Source organism: Methylomonas sp. EFPC1, from assembly GCF_016925515.1.
Taxonomy (GTDB): Bacteria; Pseudomonadota; Gammaproteobacteria; order Methylococcales; family Methylomonadaceae; genus Methylomonas; species Methylomonas defluvii.
This window is the reverse complement of record NZ_CP070494.1, coordinates 746,972-762,920: the sequence shown is the minus strand read 5'-3', so window position 1 is coordinate 762,920 and position 15,949 is coordinate 746,972. Positions and strand designations below refer to the sequence as shown.

Annotated in this window: 13 protein-coding genes; 4 read left to right on the top strand and 9 right to left on the bottom strand. The window is 55.5% G+C overall.

Annotated elements, in window-relative coordinates; all coding sequences use genetic code 11:
* Positions 1–72 precede the first annotated feature (72 nt).
* From JWZ98_RS03575 to JWZ98_RS03560, 4 genes are read right to left on the bottom strand one after another with little or no spacing between them, the layout of a single operon-like run.
* Positions 73–1,185 carry an ABC transporter permease gene (locus tag JWZ98_RS03575; RefSeq protein WP_205453305.1) on the bottom strand — a complete coding sequence of 371 codons (1,113 nt, stop codon included), beginning with the start codon at positions 1,183–1,185 and terminating at the stop codon, positions 73–75.
* A gap of 5 nt (positions 1,186–1,190) precedes the next feature.
* Positions 1,191–2,312, bottom strand: a complete 1,122-nt coding sequence (locus tag JWZ98_RS03570; RefSeq protein ID WP_205453304.1) for an ABC transporter permease — start codon at positions 2,310–2,312, stop codon at positions 1,191–1,193.
* The gene (locus JWZ98_RS03565; protein WP_205453303.1) at positions 2,309–4,090 is read right to left on the bottom strand and encodes an ATP-binding cassette domain-containing protein; all 1,782 of its coding nucleotides are present in this window, start codon (positions 4,088–4,090) and stop codon (positions 2,309–2,311) included. Before JWZ98_RS03565 ends, JWZ98_RS03570 begins: the two co-directional genes overlap by 4 nt.
* On the bottom strand, positions 4,087–5,115 hold the full coding sequence (locus JWZ98_RS03560) for an efflux RND transporter periplasmic adaptor subunit (protein WP_205453302.1): 1,029 nt from the start codon (positions 5,113–5,115) through the stop codon (positions 4,087–4,089). Before JWZ98_RS03560 ends, JWZ98_RS03565 begins: the two co-directional genes overlap by 4 nt.
* Positions 5,116–5,281: 166 nt before the next feature.
* Between JWZ98_RS03560 and JWZ98_RS03555 the strand changes: the two genes are divergently transcribed.
* From JWZ98_RS03555 to JWZ98_RS03545, 3 genes are all read left to right on the top strand, one after another.
* Positions 5,282–6,034, top strand: a complete 753-nt coding sequence (locus JWZ98_RS03555) for a peptidase (RefSeq protein WP_205453301.1) — start codon at positions 5,282–5,284, stop codon at positions 6,032–6,034.
* A 304-nt stretch (positions 6,035–6,338) separates the two neighbouring features.
* Positions 6,339–7,133 carry a lysophospholipid acyltransferase family protein gene (locus JWZ98_RS03550; RefSeq protein ID WP_101052081.1) on the top strand — a complete coding sequence of 265 codons (795 nt, stop codon included), beginning with the start codon at positions 6,339–6,341 and terminating at the stop codon, positions 7,131–7,133.
* On the top strand, positions 7,114–7,371 hold the full coding sequence (locus JWZ98_RS03545; protein WP_205453300.1) for a phosphopantetheine-binding protein: 258 nt from the start codon (positions 7,114–7,116) through the stop codon (positions 7,369–7,371). The genes JWZ98_RS03550 and JWZ98_RS03545 overlap by 20 nt, the downstream gene beginning before the upstream one ends.
* A gap of 25 nt (positions 7,372–7,396) precedes the next feature.
* Here the strand turns inward: JWZ98_RS03545 and JWZ98_RS03540 are convergent, their stop codons facing one another.
* Positions 7,397–9,289, bottom strand: a complete 1,893-nt coding sequence (locus JWZ98_RS03540) for a diguanylate cyclase (RefSeq protein WP_205453299.1) — start codon at positions 9,287–9,289, stop codon at positions 7,397–7,399.
* A gap of 602 nt (positions 9,290–9,891) precedes the next feature.
* Here JWZ98_RS03540 and JWZ98_RS03535 point away from each other — a divergent pair.
* Entirely contained in the window at positions 9,892–10,029 is a 138-nt protein-coding gene (locus tag JWZ98_RS03535; protein WP_205453298.1) for a hypothetical protein, read from the top strand.
* Between the two features lie 57 nt (positions 10,030–10,086).
* On the opposite strand, the gene JWZ98_RS03530 is transcribed toward JWZ98_RS03535, so the two are convergent.
* Genes JWZ98_RS03530 through gcvT form a run of 4 tightly spaced genes read right to left on the bottom strand, consistent with a single transcriptional unit; the run spans position 10,087 to position 15,805 of the window.
* Positions 10,087–10,347 (bottom strand): hypothetical protein, encoded by a 261-nt coding sequence (locus JWZ98_RS03530; protein ID WP_205453297.1) that lies wholly within the window; start codon positions 10,345–10,347, stop codon positions 10,087–10,089.
* A 59-nt stretch (positions 10,348–10,406) separates the two neighbouring features.
* Positions 10,407–11,807: a 3'-5' exonuclease family protein gene (locus JWZ98_RS03525; RefSeq protein WP_205453296.1), complete on the bottom strand. Its 1,401-nt coding sequence runs from the start codon at positions 11,805–11,807 to the stop codon at positions 10,407–10,409.
* On the bottom strand, positions 11,791–14,712 hold the full coding sequence (gene gcvP, locus JWZ98_RS03520; RefSeq protein WP_205453295.1) for an aminomethyl-transferring glycine dehydrogenase: 2,922 nt from the start codon (positions 14,710–14,712) through the stop codon (positions 11,791–11,793). Before gcvP ends, JWZ98_RS03525 begins: the two co-directional genes overlap by 17 nt.
* Positions 14,713–14,716: 4 nt before the next feature.
* Complete coding sequence (gcvT, locus tag JWZ98_RS03515; protein ID WP_205453294.1) at positions 14,717–15,805, bottom strand: glycine cleavage system aminomethyltransferase GcvT; 1,089 nt, start codon at positions 15,803–15,805, stop codon at positions 14,717–14,719.
* Between the last annotated feature and the right edge of the window lie 144 nt (positions 15,806–15,949).

Here is a 15,949-nt window from a genome sequence, read left to right as displayed (position 1 = left end):
TCAGGATTTGGACAAAGCCCCAAAGGCCTGAAAGCAGGCAATTTCAGAGACAACTCAGACGCCAGGCATCGTTCAGTACATACGCTTGCGAAATAGCCAGCCGGCGCAACTCAAACAGAACAGACCGATCAGCGCCAGCGGCCAGTATTGGTCGATTAAATCGGCAATCCCCAAGCCTTCCAGAAATACCCCGCGGATAATGATCAAAAAATAACGTAGCGGATTGACGAACGTCAGCTGCTGCACCAATTCCGGCATGTTCTCGATGGGCGTAGCGTAGCCGGACAAGATTACGCCCGGGACAATCACCAGAAAGCCACCCAGCAGACCCTGTTGTTGGGTGACCGATAACGAGGAAATCATCAAACCGGCGCCGATTACCGAAAACACATACAACACGATGCCGATGTACAGCGCGGCCAGGCTGCCCAACAACGGCACCTGAAACCAAAATACCACCATGAAGATACTGAACGAGGCTTCAGCTACACCGATGATCAGGCCGGGAATGGCTTTGCCGATCAGAATTTCCGCCGGCGTGAACGGCGTCACCAGCAGTTGGTCGAACGTGCCCTGTTCGCGTTCGCGCGCCACCGATAATGCAGCCACCGTCATCGTCACCACCAAGGTCAGCAAGCCGACGATACCGGGCACGATAAACCAACTGCTTTCCAGATTGGGATTAAACCAGGCCCTGATGCGCAATTCCGCCGGCGGCCCGGTTTGGTTGTGCTGGCGCGCCCAATCGCTGTTGAACTGACTGATCACGTTACGGGCATAGCCCAAGGCAATCTGGGCCGTATTGGAATCGCGGCCGTCCAGTAATATCTGCACCGGCGCCGATTGCCGGCCACCCAGCAAATCGCGGCTGAATGTTTGGCCGATATGCAACACCATCAACACCTGCTTGCTGTCCAGCGCAGCGGCGATTTGCGCCTGGCGCTCGATGCGCAACACTTCCCGAAAAGCCGGCGCGCCGTTGAAGCGGGCAATCAAATCGCGGGCGGCGCTGCCACGGTCTTCGTTGTAAATCGCGATCGGCAGTTGGTTTAGATCGTAAGTAGCGGCATAGCTGAGCAAAAATAACTGCACCAGCGGCGGCACGATCAATACAAAGCGGCTTTTTTTATCCTTCAGCAGGCTGAGGAATTCCTTGATCAATAAAGCCTGGATGCGCCACCACATACTCGTCACTCCAGGCGGCGCGGCGCTCGCCACAGGGCCAAGGCCAAAAACGCCGCCGCCATCAAGAACAAGGCCAATGCGTTGGGCAATATCACTTCCCAAATATCGCCGGCCAGGAATACGGTCTGCAAAATCGCCACGAAATAACGAGCCGCCACCAGATGGGTAAACAGTTGCACCGCCCACGGCATGCTGTCGATATTAAAAATGAATCCGGACAGGATAAAGGCCGGCAGGAAGGTGACGACAATCGCGATTTGCCCGGCGACAAACTGATTTTTGGCGGCTATCGAAATCAACAACCCCATCCCCAGTGCCGCCAGCAAAAATAATGTGCCCGCTACCAGCAACACCCACAAAGAACCGACCAGCGGCACCTGAAACAAAAATACCGCCATGCCTATCGACAGCAACATGCCGCCCATGCCCAGCAGGTAATACGGAATCAATTTGCCGAGCAGCACTTCGCGGACGCTGACCGGCGTCGAAATCAAGGCCTCCATCGTGCCGCGCTCCCATTCGCGGGCCATCACCAAAGCGGTTAATAAGGCGCCGATCAAGGTCATGATCACGGCGATCAAGCCCGGCACCAGAAAATTACGGCTACGCAAGGCGCTGTTGTACCAAACCCGGGCGGCCAATTGCACCGGCTGCGGCGCTTCCTGTCCCTGCCAAGCGGCGCGAGCATTGAGCCAGGTTTCAAAAACGCCTTGCACATAGCCGCTGGTCAGGCGGGCGGTATTGGCATCGACGCCATTGACGATAACCTGAATCGGCGCCGGTTCGCTGCCGGTCAAGCGCTGGTCGAAATCCGCCTGCAAATGCACGATGGCGTTGATTTTTCGGGTCAGCAAGGCCTGCCGGGCCTCACGCAGGTCGCGGAAGTAATGGGCTTGAAAATAGTCCGAATAATCGAAGCCGGCGCTAAAACTGCGCGACTCCGGCGAGACGTGCTCGATTACCAGACCTATCGGCACGCGACGCGCATCCAGCGACACCCCGTAACCGAACAACAACAGCAAGAACACCGGCATCGCAAAGGCAATCGCCAGGCTGCTGGGGTCGCGCAGCACTTGTAAAAACTCCTTGCGAATCAAGCCCAGCAGGCGCTGGCTGGCGGTACTCATCCGGCCGACTCCTCTGTGAGTTCCAGCAAGCGGATGAAAGCTTCTTCCATGGTCTCGGCCGGCGCTTGCTCGGCGGTTTGACTACGGCTGCGAATCTCGGCCGGCGTGCCGGCGGCCAGGATGTCGCCCTCGCGCATGATCAACAGCCGGTCGCAATATTCGGCTTCTTCCATGAAATGCGTAGTGACCAATATCGTCACGCCTTGCGCCGCCAGGCTGTTGATGCGATTCCAAAACTCGCGGCGCGCCAGCGGATCAATGCCGGAAGTCGGTTCGTCGAGAAACAGAATCTCGGGCTCGTGCATCAACGCGCAAGCCAGCGCCAGACGTTGTTTGTAACCCAACGGCAGATCGACGCTATTGGTGTCGGCAAACTCAGTCAGGTCAAACTCTTGAAGCGCCCAGGCTATACGCTCTGTTCGCCGCTTATGGCGTAAACCGTAGGCATGGCTGAAAAACTGTAGATTTTGTTTGACCGACAATTGTCCATATAAGGAAAACTTCTGCGACATATAGCCCAGTCTGGCCCTGGCCTGGGCTGCCGCATTGCGCAAATCCAGGCCGGCCACCCGCAAGCGGCCGTTGCTGGCCGGCAGCAAGCCGCATAACATTCTGAATGTCGTGGTCTTACCGGCGCCGTTGGCACCAAGCAAACCGAAAATCTCGCCGTGCCGCACCTCGAAAGACAGTTTTTTAACCGCCTGAAAATTGCCGAACCAGCGATCAACTTGCTCGACTTCAATCACTGCTGCGTGCTCCGTCGCCAAAAACCGCGAACCATTGCCGGGTACAAAACACGCGGTTTCCACTGGCGACTTTTCCTCGTGCCGGGCCAGCAACAGCATGATAAAAGCATCCTCTAAACGCGGCGGCACCGGCGTAATCCGCACTTGCTCGGCATTACCAAATATCGCCGTCCAATCCGGCTGGCAATTGGGACGCGCCACGGCCCGCACCGCGTCCCCCTGTACCACCGAGTCGATTAGATCGGCATGCATCTGCAAACGTTGTTGCAGCATGCGTTTACCCAGTACCGGACTGGACAACTGGTAACTGCAAGCCTCCGCCAGACGATGAAAGCCGGACGGTGCATCCTGATGCAGAATTTCGCCACTATCCAGCAATACCACCTGCTGGCAACGCTCGGCTTCATCCATGTACGCCGTGCTAAGTAAGACGGTGGTGCCGAACTCCGCCACCAGCGACTCGATAATTTGCCACAACTCGCGGCGCGACAAGGGATCGACGCCAACCGACGGCTCGTCAAGCAGCAATAATTTTGGCCGATTCAACAAGGTGCAGGCCAAACCCAATTTTTGCTTCATACCGCCGGATAGCTGGCCGGCCAGACGCTGATTGAATTTTTGCAGATTGGTCATGCGCATCAGCTCGGCGAAGCGCTGTTGCCTGTCCTGCCGGGAAATGCCGTAAAGGTCGGCGTAAAGATTGAGATTTTCCAGCACGCTCAAGTCCTCATAAAGACCGAAACGCTGGGGCATATAGCCGATTATTTGGTGCAATTGGGCACCGGCGGCGGCCGTATCCAAACCAAAACTGCTTATGCTGCCGCTATTGGGCAACAACAAGCCGGCCGCCAAGCGTAATAAGGTAGTTTTACCGGCACCGTCCGGGCCAACCAAGGCCGTGACTTGGCCGAGCGACAGCCGCAAGGAAACATCCCGCAAGGCCGGCACGACCCGTTCACCGGCGGTAAAGCGTTTGCTTACCGACCTGAAGGTCAATGGCGCCGGTGCGGCATCGGCCTCTATGGCAATCACAGCGCGGGTTCGCAGCTCGGTTGTGCCAACGGTGCTTGCTGGGTATCTATCCTCACGGTGACCGGCATCCCCTGCCGCAATTGATCGTCCGGGTCACAGGCGTAGATCCGTACTTGATAGACCAGGCTGGTGCGCAGCTCGGTGGTTTCCACCGTTTTAGGCGTAAATTCGGCCGTCGGCGACATGTACCCTACCCAACCCCGATAGCTTTTATCCGGAAAGCTGTCGCTGGCCAAACTAGCCGGCAGACCATAACGCAGTCGTCCCAAATCAGCTTCCGACACATAAGTTCTAGCCCACAACGGCTCGCGTAAGGCCAGCGTCAATACCGGCTTTTGGGCATTGGCCATGTCGCCGGGCTCCAGGATGCGGTTCTGGACCACGCCATCCTGCGGCGCATACAAGCGTGCATCGGCTAGGACTTTATCAGCCAGCTTTAAGGCGGCCTGATCGGCTTTCAATTGCGCCTGAGCCGCCTGGATGTCTTCCCGGCGCGGGCCGATTTCAGTCAGCGCATATTGCTGTTTCAATGCTTGCAGACTCTCCCTGGCCGCGTCGTATTGGGCTTGCGCCCGATCCAGGGACTCGGCGGAGCTTAGTTTGCGTTTGACCAGCGCCTGAAAACGGACCAACTCTTTCTTAGCCAGTACCACCGCCGCTTCCGCCGCTTTGACATCATTGCCGGCCTTACCGATTTCTTGCGGCCGCGAACCGTGCAACAGTTTATCCAGCTGATGTTGTTGCACATCCACTTTGGCTGCGGCCTGATCGCGGCTATATTGAAAGCGCTCCAAAGCCTGCGTCGCCAGCAATTGACCGCGTTTGACCCGCTCGCCTTCCTGAACCAGGATCTGCTCGACGCGCTCCGGATCGTGAAAACTCAGTTCCACCTGGCGAATATCCATGTTGCCGTACAGGATCAAGGCATCGGTATGCCGATTTCCCTCCTTCAGATAAAAACCGCTGGCGACCAGCACAACGGCAGCTACTCCCCCAACGAGATACAGGCCTGGTTTACTAATCATCTATGAATTACCCGCCGCTGATTTAAACGTGTCGGCTCAGTATACTGAAAGCCGAGCCTGAGATGCATCTAACAACTTACCCCGCCAGTTAATCGATACTGTCCTTGGCCTTTACGCAGCTTCTTTAGTACACTGCGGGCAACCTTATTTTTCAGGCGCAGAGCGTATGACTTATTGTATTGCTGTCTCTCTAAAAGACGGACTGGTATTAACGTCGGATTCCAGAACCAACGCCGGCATCGACAATGTCAGTATTTACGGCAAAATGCATCCATTTTGTACCGCATCTGATCGGAAGATTGTGCTGCTCAGCGCCGGCAATCTGGCTACCACGCAGGCTGTGATCGACCAGCTGAAACGCGATATGAAGGAAGAGACCGAAGTGAATCTGGACACGGTCAACTATCTGTCGGAAGCCGCCGCCTATCTGGGGCGGATCAGCGTCGAAAAGCAGCGCCGTCATGTGGATGCCGGACAAAACAGCTTCAATCCGTCCGCCACTTTTATTTTGGCGGGGCAAATCGGCCAGGAGCCGCACGGCGCTTATTTAATTTACCCGGAAGGCAATTGCATCACTACCTCGCGGCAGACCCCTTATCTGCAAATCGGCGAAAACAAATACGGCAAACCGGTGCTGGACCGGTTTTTAAAAATCGATACCGCACTGCACGAAGCCGGGCGTTGCTGCTTAATTTCGATGGACTCAACGATGCGCAGTAATGCCAGCGTCGGCGCGCCGGTGGAGCTGTTGATTTATCACCGAGATACGCTGACGCTGGACGAGTACTATTGCTTCCAGGAAGACAACGAATACTTAAGCAAAATCCGCAAGATGTGGCACGAAAAGCTGAAAGAAGCCTTCGCCACCTTGCCGCAGTTCAGCAAAGAGGATTCCCGTCCGCTGCCGGGCTGCATATAACGTCCACGCTTCATCCTAACTTGGGGCTATGGCACACAGATCATAGTTCCAAGCGGCTTCATTTATGTTGGGCATATCCAATCCCGTTCGCCCTGAGGCAGGGTGGGGTTCTGCTCAGAAACTACCCCAGAGTGCTCTACCTATCGCATCCATGCACGGTTTACAAACGCCGCAACGGATTTTCAGGTTTATCGTCGATAACTCGTCACAATAGCCAGTAACCGCTACAATTGCCGACCCTAATCCAATTCCTGCCCGCCGACCCAGCCATGTTGCAGTTCGGCGATCAGAACCGCAGCTGGCGATGGCACAAACTCTAATTCAAAAAATCGATTACGGCTGGCGTTTACTGGCCACGGCGATCAGCTTTACCAGCTTCGGAATCGGCGGCGTAATGCTGTGGCTGCTGGTGTTTCCGCTCTTGGCAATATGGCCGGGCAGCCGCGCCGAAAAAGCCGGCCGCGGCCAATACACGGTGCATCTGAGTTTTTATATGTTTATAGGCTTGATGCACAGACTGGGCGTCATGAGCTATGAAGTGATCGGCCTGGAAAAACTCAACCGTCCCCGCCAGCTGATTGTCGCCAACCACCCGACGCTGGTGGATGTGGTGTTTTTAATCAGCCGAATCAAACAAGCCAACTGCATCGTCAAGGCCAGCCTGTGGCACAACCCGGCGATGCGCGGCCCAATCTTGAATGCCGGTTATATCAGCAACGCCGATTCTGAAACGATGGTCAACGATTGCGCCGCTTGGCTGCAAAACGGCGGCACCATGATCATTTTTCCGGAAGGCACCCGCTCGGTGCCGGGCCGGCCTTATCGTTTTCAACGCGGTGCCGCAGCCATTGCTTTACAAGCCGATAGTATAATCACGCCGGTAACGCTGACCTGTAAACCCAGCACCCTCACCAAAACTCAAGCCTGGTACCAAATCCCGCAGCGGCGTTTTCATTTGCAAATGATCGTCGGCGAGGATGTGGAATTGCAGCCTTTCCGGGAGCTGCAACCACGCTCGATAGCGGTGCGGCGTTTAACGCAGTATTTACAGGATTATTTTACTCAACAACGAGAACGCCATGAGCGAGATGGAAACTGAATTAAAACACCTGATTATCGACACGCTGGCGCTGGAAGATGTCGATGTAGCGGACATCGATAGCCACGCCGCTTTGTTCAATGACGGCCTGGGCCTGGACTCTATAGACGCGCTGGAACTGGGATTGGCGATACGTAAAAAATATCAGGTAAAAATTGATGCCGAGCAGGACGACGTGGTGAAAATCTTCGGTTCCGTGGCAGCCTTGGCGCAATTTATCGAAGCGGCGCGGAGTTGAGAGGGTTTTGACGAGTCGATGCAACCTAATGCTGAGGCGAAAAACGACAGACCTTATTCCGGCCGCTATGTTTAGCTTGATACAAACCCTTATCGGCCAAATTCAGCAAATCGCCGATGCTGCTGTTTTTATCCGTCAGGGTAGCCACACCAATGGATACGGTAAATTGCAATTCCAACCCCGATTCAACCGGAATCACGCTCTCCGCCACCACGCTTCTGAGTCGCTCCGCCACCTCAAGGGCTTTGAGCAAGCCGGTTTCCGGTAACAAGATCGCAAATTCCTCGCCGCCCATGCGCCCGGGGATGTCGATTTCCCGTAAAACTTCCACCAAAATGCAGCCCAGTTTTTGCAAGGCCTGATCGCCGGCGGCATGGCCGTAGTTGTCGTTGACGGCTTTAAAATAGTCGATATCCAGCATCAGTACCGACAACGGGTTGCCGTAACGATCACTGCGCGCCAGCTCCGCTTCACCCTGCTCCATGAAATAGCGGCGATTGGCGATGCCGGTTAGATAATCGATACGCGCCTGGCGCTCCAGTTCCGCTTGCAGGGCTTTGCGCTCGCTGATGTCGCGCACGAACGCACAGTTATATTCCAGACCTTCGAAAACCAGATAATTCGCGGCCACTTCCACCGGAATTTCCCGACCGTCTTTACAGCGATGGATAGCTTCCATTTTTAACGCGCCTTTTTGTTTGACTTCCTGCCAATGCGCGGGCCAATTTTCCGCCGTTAAATCCTTGTCGATATCCATTACCGAAAATGTCAGCAACTCCTCGCGGCTATAGCCCAATACTTGGCAGGCGGTGTTGTTTACAAATTGGAATCTGGCGTCAGCGGTTATCCAGTACAAACATTCAGTGGCTCTATCCACCGAAAACTGCGTCAGATGCAAAGCCTTTTCCGCCAGCTTGCGTTCGGTCACATCGTTGTAAATCGAGACAATTTCGCCGCCGGGCAATTTATACACATAATTTTCCCGCCAACCCTGAATCCGCTCATCACGGTAATACGAGGGTGGAAAAGCCTCCGGCGTCCCGGTTTTGGCGACCCGCCGCAACACATCCAACAGCCCGAATTCGAATACCCCCGGAAACATCTCGGTCAGTTTTTTACCGATCAATTCTTTGCGGGTGATTTTTTCGATCTGCTCGGCAGCCTTGTTAAAGCCGATGATAATGAAATCCCGGCCGTCCTCACTGGCCCGGTATACCGCCACGCCGCTACTCATGTGTTTGAATAATGCCGATAAGCGTGCTTCGCTGGCGGCCAGGGCGCGTTTTTCCAGCAGCAACTGCTGATTGTTTTGAAACAGTTGCTCGGTTCTTTCCTCGACGCGCCGATTCAATTCGTTATTAAGCTCCGCCAGTTCCGCCGCCGCCAGTTTTTGCTGCAACCGGTCCGCACCGTGTTTGGCAAAGGCTTGCGCGAGTTGCGCGTACATTTCCGTGATGATTTCCAGCCGCTGCTTGGCAATGACCGGCACCTTGCTGATGCTTTGCAGATAACTAGCTTCCTCGAATCCATATCGCCTGGCCTGGCTGCGGAAGAATTCCAGATCCGGAGGATCAATAAAACATTGACCGGTAAAAATATTGGCGACATGCTGGCCCTCGACGATAATCGGCATAGCCGAATCCACCAACCCGTTCAGGCATTTGTAGATCGCAAACCGCTCTCCCTTCAACATGCTTTCAACCAATGCCGTATCGCTTTCTATGCAGTTACTGCAGGTGTTGTGGTTGACCCGATGAAATTTTACGCAGGCCTCTTGCCAGCCGGCGTTGGTGATAACAACGCCGTCGGTATCGATAATGGCGTTAGGTATGCCGATCACCCGGTACAAATCGTCCATCAGCGTTTGCAGACTGGCAAGATCGACAAGTTGGGCGTATTTGATGGTGTTTTCGGACATCAGCTGGTGTGGAATCGCGCAGTGAAGTTAACAGTCTGTCGTGTGAGCTTGATAATAGCAGCATTCCCGTGAAGCGGAACTGAAAAACACTGGATTTTGGCTAGCGATAAATACCCGGCAAGCTTTACAGGCATGGCATTGACGCGAAAGAATGCTTAGCAAGCATGCTATGGCGCCCAAGCTTGGCCGTTCGCCAACGGGCAAAGCACGGTCCAGCCGGAATTTCTCTCGCAACGATCCGAACAAGAAATTCAAGAAAGCATCGAACGCATCATTGGGCGGATGCGCAAAGCCCTATCCTCCATTTAACGGACAAACGGCCTCCCGATGAACGGCTAAAGCTTAGTCAATTTTTCTTGGCTCCCCATTGACGCGATAGGGTGCGCTAAATCTGATGTGCTGATGTTAGAAGGTGCACCTGTTGAGTTACTCAATGCGGTCAATATCTGGTTTTTTATTGTTATCTGGTTCCCACGCGCTGCGTGGGAACCAAAATGTTCCGCGCTGCGGTCACGCATTCCGCAGCGCGGCCAAGCCCGACATCCCCACGCAGCGCGTGGGAACGAGAAAATCTGTGCGCGTCACTTTGTTCAACACACGCTATGGCTCTGATTGATTTGCAACGGTTGGCATCGGTATTGATGACGTCTGGCGCAAAGTTATGGACGCTGGAAAAACGATTGGCGAGACAGGCCGAACATTTTGGGGTGGTTTATCACACGCCCTCGACCGCGAATTGACTGACATACGTTCTGTGCGGTTCGTTGCCTCACCACACGCTACTGGCTACGGGCTGGTTATTGCGCCTTGCGGCTTTTTTTAAATTTATTCAGCCCAAATATTACTACGCGAAAGATTGTACCTAGAACCAAACCAACGGCAAAAACGATAACAATTGCCCCGATTCCTGCTGCCCCTCCGGCCCCCCCGCTTCCTACGTTCACAACATGTAATATTTGAACGATAAAAATCATAGCGATTATGGATACCAGTAAAGAGCGCCACCCCAAAACAACAAGCCCAATTCCGATAAACACCATTAGTAAAACAATAGCCACAACAGAATCCTATTTTTAATGCGCCTTTCAATTGGGAAAGTGTTAACGGCGGAAAATAGTCATTTACCTACCATTTCCAACATTCGCGACAACACTACAACCTCCGCCTTTTTCAACGACTTGCTCAGCAACATATAAGTATCCCGATCAAAAGTCGGCCGACCGCTCTGCAACAGCTCCGCGATGTCCGCTTCGTTTTTCGCAGTCCCCAGATAACACCAGCGATCAATCACATGCAGTTCCGCGCCTTCGCGCACGCCAATCGCGCCCGGATACGGCCAGACCGCGAGTTTGAGTTTTTGCATGGCGATCAACAGCCGCGCCGCGTGCGCCAACGGTGCTTCTAAACCGACGCAGGCGCCGCGGCATTTTTTGATCTGGTGGCCAAAGCAGGGCCGGCCGGCGGCGGTTTTCTCCAGGCCCAACACGCTCAAACACAGGCCGTGCTGCTCGGCGACGCCGCGTAAGGCTTTCTGGGCGTCTCGCTGACTGTGATACAGGCCGTACAAATTATTCTGAGCACCGAAATCCAGTTCGCCGGCCCAACTCAACACCGGCTTGAGATGTTCGCCCTGTTGTTGCAATTGCCAGGCGCACAAGGCGTTTTTGCGGCGCAGGCGCTGGTTATGCACCGGCGTTTTTTCCTTAATCAGGCGCGCTTCCAGCAACAGCGCGCCCAACTCACCGGCGGTTTCTATCCAGTCGATGCGCCGCAGTTGCTGGGCCAGACTCATTTCCTTGCTGTTCTTGTGATCGGCGCCGAAATGCGCCAGCACCCGGTTGCGGATGTTGACACTCTTGCCGATGTACAACGGCAGGTCGTTCTCACCGTAAAACAGGTAAACGCCGGGGGTTTCCGGCAAATCGTGGATCAAGTTTGGGTCGATGTTGGACGGTAGGCTGGAGCGGCCGACCAGACGCTGGGCGGCTTGATCGACCACCGCTTCGGAAAACTGCTCGCAAGCCTGGGTCCAGAATTGGTGAATCAATTGGGCATCGGCCAAAGCCCGATGCCGGTCTTTGGCATGCAGGCCATGCCGTTCGATCAGGCTGTCCAGATTATGCCTGTGGTACTGCGGATACAAAGCCCGCGACAGTTTGACGGTACATAACACTTGCGGCCGAAAGCTCATGTCCAACCGGCTGAATTCGTTCTTCAAAAACCCGTAGTCAAAACGGGCGTTGTGAGCAATGAACAAGCGCCCTTCCAGCAATTCCGCCACCTCGCCGGCCACTTGGGCAAAGCTGGGCATCTGCGCCACCATTTCATTGCTGATGCCGGTCATTTGTTCGATGAACAACGGAATCCGGGTTTGCGGGTTGACCAGTTGGTTCCACTCCCGCACACCGTCTTCATCGACCAGCACGATACCGATTTCGGTGATGCGGTCTTTGGTGGCGGTGGCGCCGGTGGTTTCCAGGTCGACGAAGGCCAGCGGTTGGTTAACGTGCTTCAGCATCGCACTCCGTGGCGGTTTGTGCCCAGTCCAGCGGGCAACTGCAAAACACGTGGCGGTCGCCGTAGACGCTGTCGATACGTCCGACCGGCGGCCAGTATTTGTCGTCGTGCTGATGGCTATCCGGGAAGAAGGCTTTTTGGCGGGAATACGGCAAATGCCAATCCTCCAGCAACAGGCGATGGGTATGCGGCGCGTTGTGCAAGACGTTGTGCTCCGGGTCGGCTGTGCCGGTCTCGATCTCGCGGATTTCCTCGCGAATCGCGATCATCGCCGCGCAGAAGCGGTCGATTTCGGTTTTGTTCTCGCTTTCTGTCGGCTCGATCATCAAGGTATCCGGCACCGGAAACGACACGGTCGGGGCATGGAAACCGTAATCGATCAGGCGTTTGGCGATGTCCTCGACGGTGACATTGGCGGTTTTTTTAAAGGCGTGGCAATCGATGATGCATTCGTGCGCGACCCAGCCGTTGGCGTCGGTGTACAGAATCGGGTAATGCGGCGCCAGCCGGCGGGCGATGTAATTGGCATTCATGATCGCGGTTAGCGTGGCCCGGCGCAGGCCGGTAGCGCCCATCATCGCGATGTAGGCCCAGGAAATGGTGAGAATGCTCGCAGAGCCCCACGGCGCCGCCGATACGGTACCGACCGTGCCGTGTTCGCCTTTGGCGGGATTGACGCCTTCCACGAGTGGGTGATCCGGCAAGTACGGCGCCAGATGCGCACCCACGCCTATAGGCCCTACGCCGGGACCGCCGCCGCCGTGCGGGATGCAAAACGTCTTGTGCAAATTCAAATGCGCCACGTCCGCGCCAATCTTGCCGGGCCGACATAGACCGACCAAGGCGTTGAAATTAGCGCCATCCATATACACTTGGCCACCGTATTGATGGACGATGTCGCAGATATCCCGAAACGCTTGTTCGTAAACGCCGTGGGTGGACGGATAGGTAATCATCAACGCCGCCAAGGTGTCGCGGTACTGCTCGGCCTTGGCGCGCAGATCGGCGACATCGACGTTGCCGTGGTCATCGCAGGCCACCACCACAACCTGCAACCCGGCCAAGGTCGCGCTGGCCGGGTTGGTGCCATGCGCCGAGGCCGGAATCAGGCAGATGTTGCGTTGACCCTGGCCGTTGACCTGGTGGTATTTGCGGATCACCAGCAGGCCGGTGTATTCGCCTTGCGAACCGGCATTGGGCTGCAAGGAAAAGGCATCGAAGCCGGTTAAATCGCAGAGCATGTCCTCCAGCTCGGCGAATAATTGCTGATACCCTTGGGCTTGATATAGCGGCGCAAACGGATGCATGGCATTGAATTCGTAGAACGAAATCGCCTGCATTTCGGTAGCGGCATTGAGTTTCATCGTGCACGAACCCAGCGGGATCATCGCCCGGTCCAAGGCAATATCGCGGCGCGCCAGCCGGCGCATGTAGCGCATCATCTCGGTTTCCGAATGGTACAGACTGAACACTGGATGGCTCAGAATTGCGTCGTCGCGCAATAGCGTATCCGGGATGCATTCGCCCAGCGTCGCATCCAGCGCGGCGATATCCGGCAATTCGGCAATCGGCGAAGCGAACACCTGCCATAAGGTGCGTAAATGCTCGCGGTTGGTGGTTTCGTCCAGGGCAATCCCCAGCGTATCGGCATCGATAACCCGCAGATTGATATTCACATCAGCCGCCTGAGCGGCGATGCGGCGGGCGCGATTCGGCACGCTGACCACCACGGTATCGAAATAACATTGGCTCAGCACTTGATGGCCGCCTTGCACCAAACCCGCTGCCAGAATCTGCGCATAGCGATGCACCCGGCCGGCGATCAGCCGCAGACCTTCAGCGCCGTGATAGACCGCGTAAAACCCGGCAATCACCGCCAATAACACCTGCGACGTACAGATATTACTGGTGGCCTTGTCGCGGCGAATGTGTTGTTCCCGGGTCTGCAAGGCCATCCGCAAGGCTATCTGACCATGACTGTCCTTGGACACACCAATCAAGCGCCCAGGCATCGAACGCTTGAATTCGTCGCGGGTGGCAAAAAACGCCGCGTGCGGACCGCCGTAACCCATAGGCACACCAAACCTCTGAGCGCTGCCTACCGCGATGTCCACATCGAAGGCTGCGGGCGGTTTAAGCAGAACCAAACTCAGTAAATCAGCCGCTACCGTGACCAATGCTTGTTTGCCATGAGCAATCGCGGCCGCCTCGGTCAGATCGCGGATTTCGCCGCTGGAGCCCGGATATTGCAGAATCAAGGCAAAGAAATCGTGTTGCGCCAGATTGTCGAACGGATCGGCGACCACCACGTTGTAGCCCAAGGAACCGGCCCGGGTCTGCACCACCGCGATGGTCTGCGGGTGACAATCTTTATCGATCAACACCGTGTTGGACGGGCTTTTTGCTAGCCGCCGCGACATGGTCATGGCTTCCGCCGCCGCAGTGGCTTCGTCCAGCAGCGAGGCGTTGGCGATGTCCATACCGGTCAAATCGATGATCATTTGCTGAAAATTCAGCAAAGCCTCCAGCCGTCCCTGCCCCACTTCGGCTTGATACGGCGTGTAAGCGGTATACCAGCCGGGGTTTTCCAGGACGTTGCGCTTGATCACCGCCGGCATGATGGTGTCGTAGTAACCCATGCCTATCATCGATACCAACACCTTGTTGCGCTCGCGCATTTTGCGCAAGTATTTGATCACCGCGCGTTCGCTGATGGTATTGGTAAGTTTCAGCGGTTCGTGATTCAAAATATTGGCCGGAATCACTTGGCCGACAATCTGTTCCAGATCGCTCAAGCCCAGCTCGGCCAGCATCTCCTGAGTCTGTTGAGCATTGGGACCGATGTGGCGTTGAATGAAATTACCGCGCATTTCCAGTTGGTCGAGACGGGCGTTTTTTGCAGACATGGCTTTATGTTCTCCGGTAACGGTGCGGAACGAAAGGTAGCGAAGTGACCGTCACCGAAATAGCAGAGTTCCGCACCAGCGCGGTTAATCCGGTACTCGGCTCGGCAAATCGGCGAGCCAGCAGCGCCATCGCCACCGGCCGATTTAGAGTGGGTGAAAAACTGCCGCTGGTCACCGTGCCGATTGGCTGGTCTTGATGCACAATCTCACAGCCGTCCCGAACTGGAATACGGCCATCCACCAGTAAGCCGACGCGCACTCGCTCCACGCCATCCTGCCGTTGCTGCAGAATTTTTTCCGCGCCGGGAAAATCGCTGTGGCCTTTTTTGAATATCCACTGCAAACCCGCTTCGATAGGCGTAATCGATTCGTTAAGCTCGTGACCATACAGGCACAAACCGGCTTCCAAGCGCAGCGTATCGCGAGCCCCCAGGCCAATCGGTTCAACGCCCTCTTCCGCCAACAGCAAACGCGCAATGCGCTCCGCGTCGGCTTGCGGCAAGGATATTTCAAAGCCGTCTTCGCCAGTGTAGCCGCTACGGCTGATGTGGCATAGGGTTCCGGCAATCTCGGTGGCGCACGCTTGCATAAATTTCAGCTCGCCGACCTCCGCCGTAAACTTGGCCAGCACCGCTGCCGCAGCCGGCCCTTGTAAGGCAAACAGGGCTAACTCAGCTAACGCTTCGAATACGTAATCGGCCGGTAATTGGCTGCGCAGATAAGCAAAATCCTTGTCCTTGCAACCGGCATTGACGATGAGGGATAAGCCGGATTCGATGCGGGTGACGATGATGTCGTCGATAACGCCGCCGTCGGCGTTGGTCAAGACGGTATATTTCTGCGCGCCGCACTTTAAATCGACGATGCCGCCGGGCGTGAGTTTTTCTAAGGCCTCTGCCGCGCCCTCGCCCAATATTCGGCACTGGCCCATATGGGAAATATCGAAGAAACCGGCCTGGCTGCGGCAATGCAAATGCTCGTGAATGATGCCGTTTTTGTATTGCACCGGCATCTGGTAACCGGCAAACGTGGTCATCTTGGCACCTAGTTGCCGATGTAAATCGTATAAGGGGGTTTGCTTTGAACTATTCACCTGGACATCCCGTGTGGATTAGTAATGGTGCAAGTCTAGCCGCGCAGTGCGGCCAAACCAAGGTATTTAGCATTAATGCCGCACGCAATATCGTTTGGCAATTTTCGAAAAAGCAGTGTTGCGTTCCACCAACACGGCCATTCC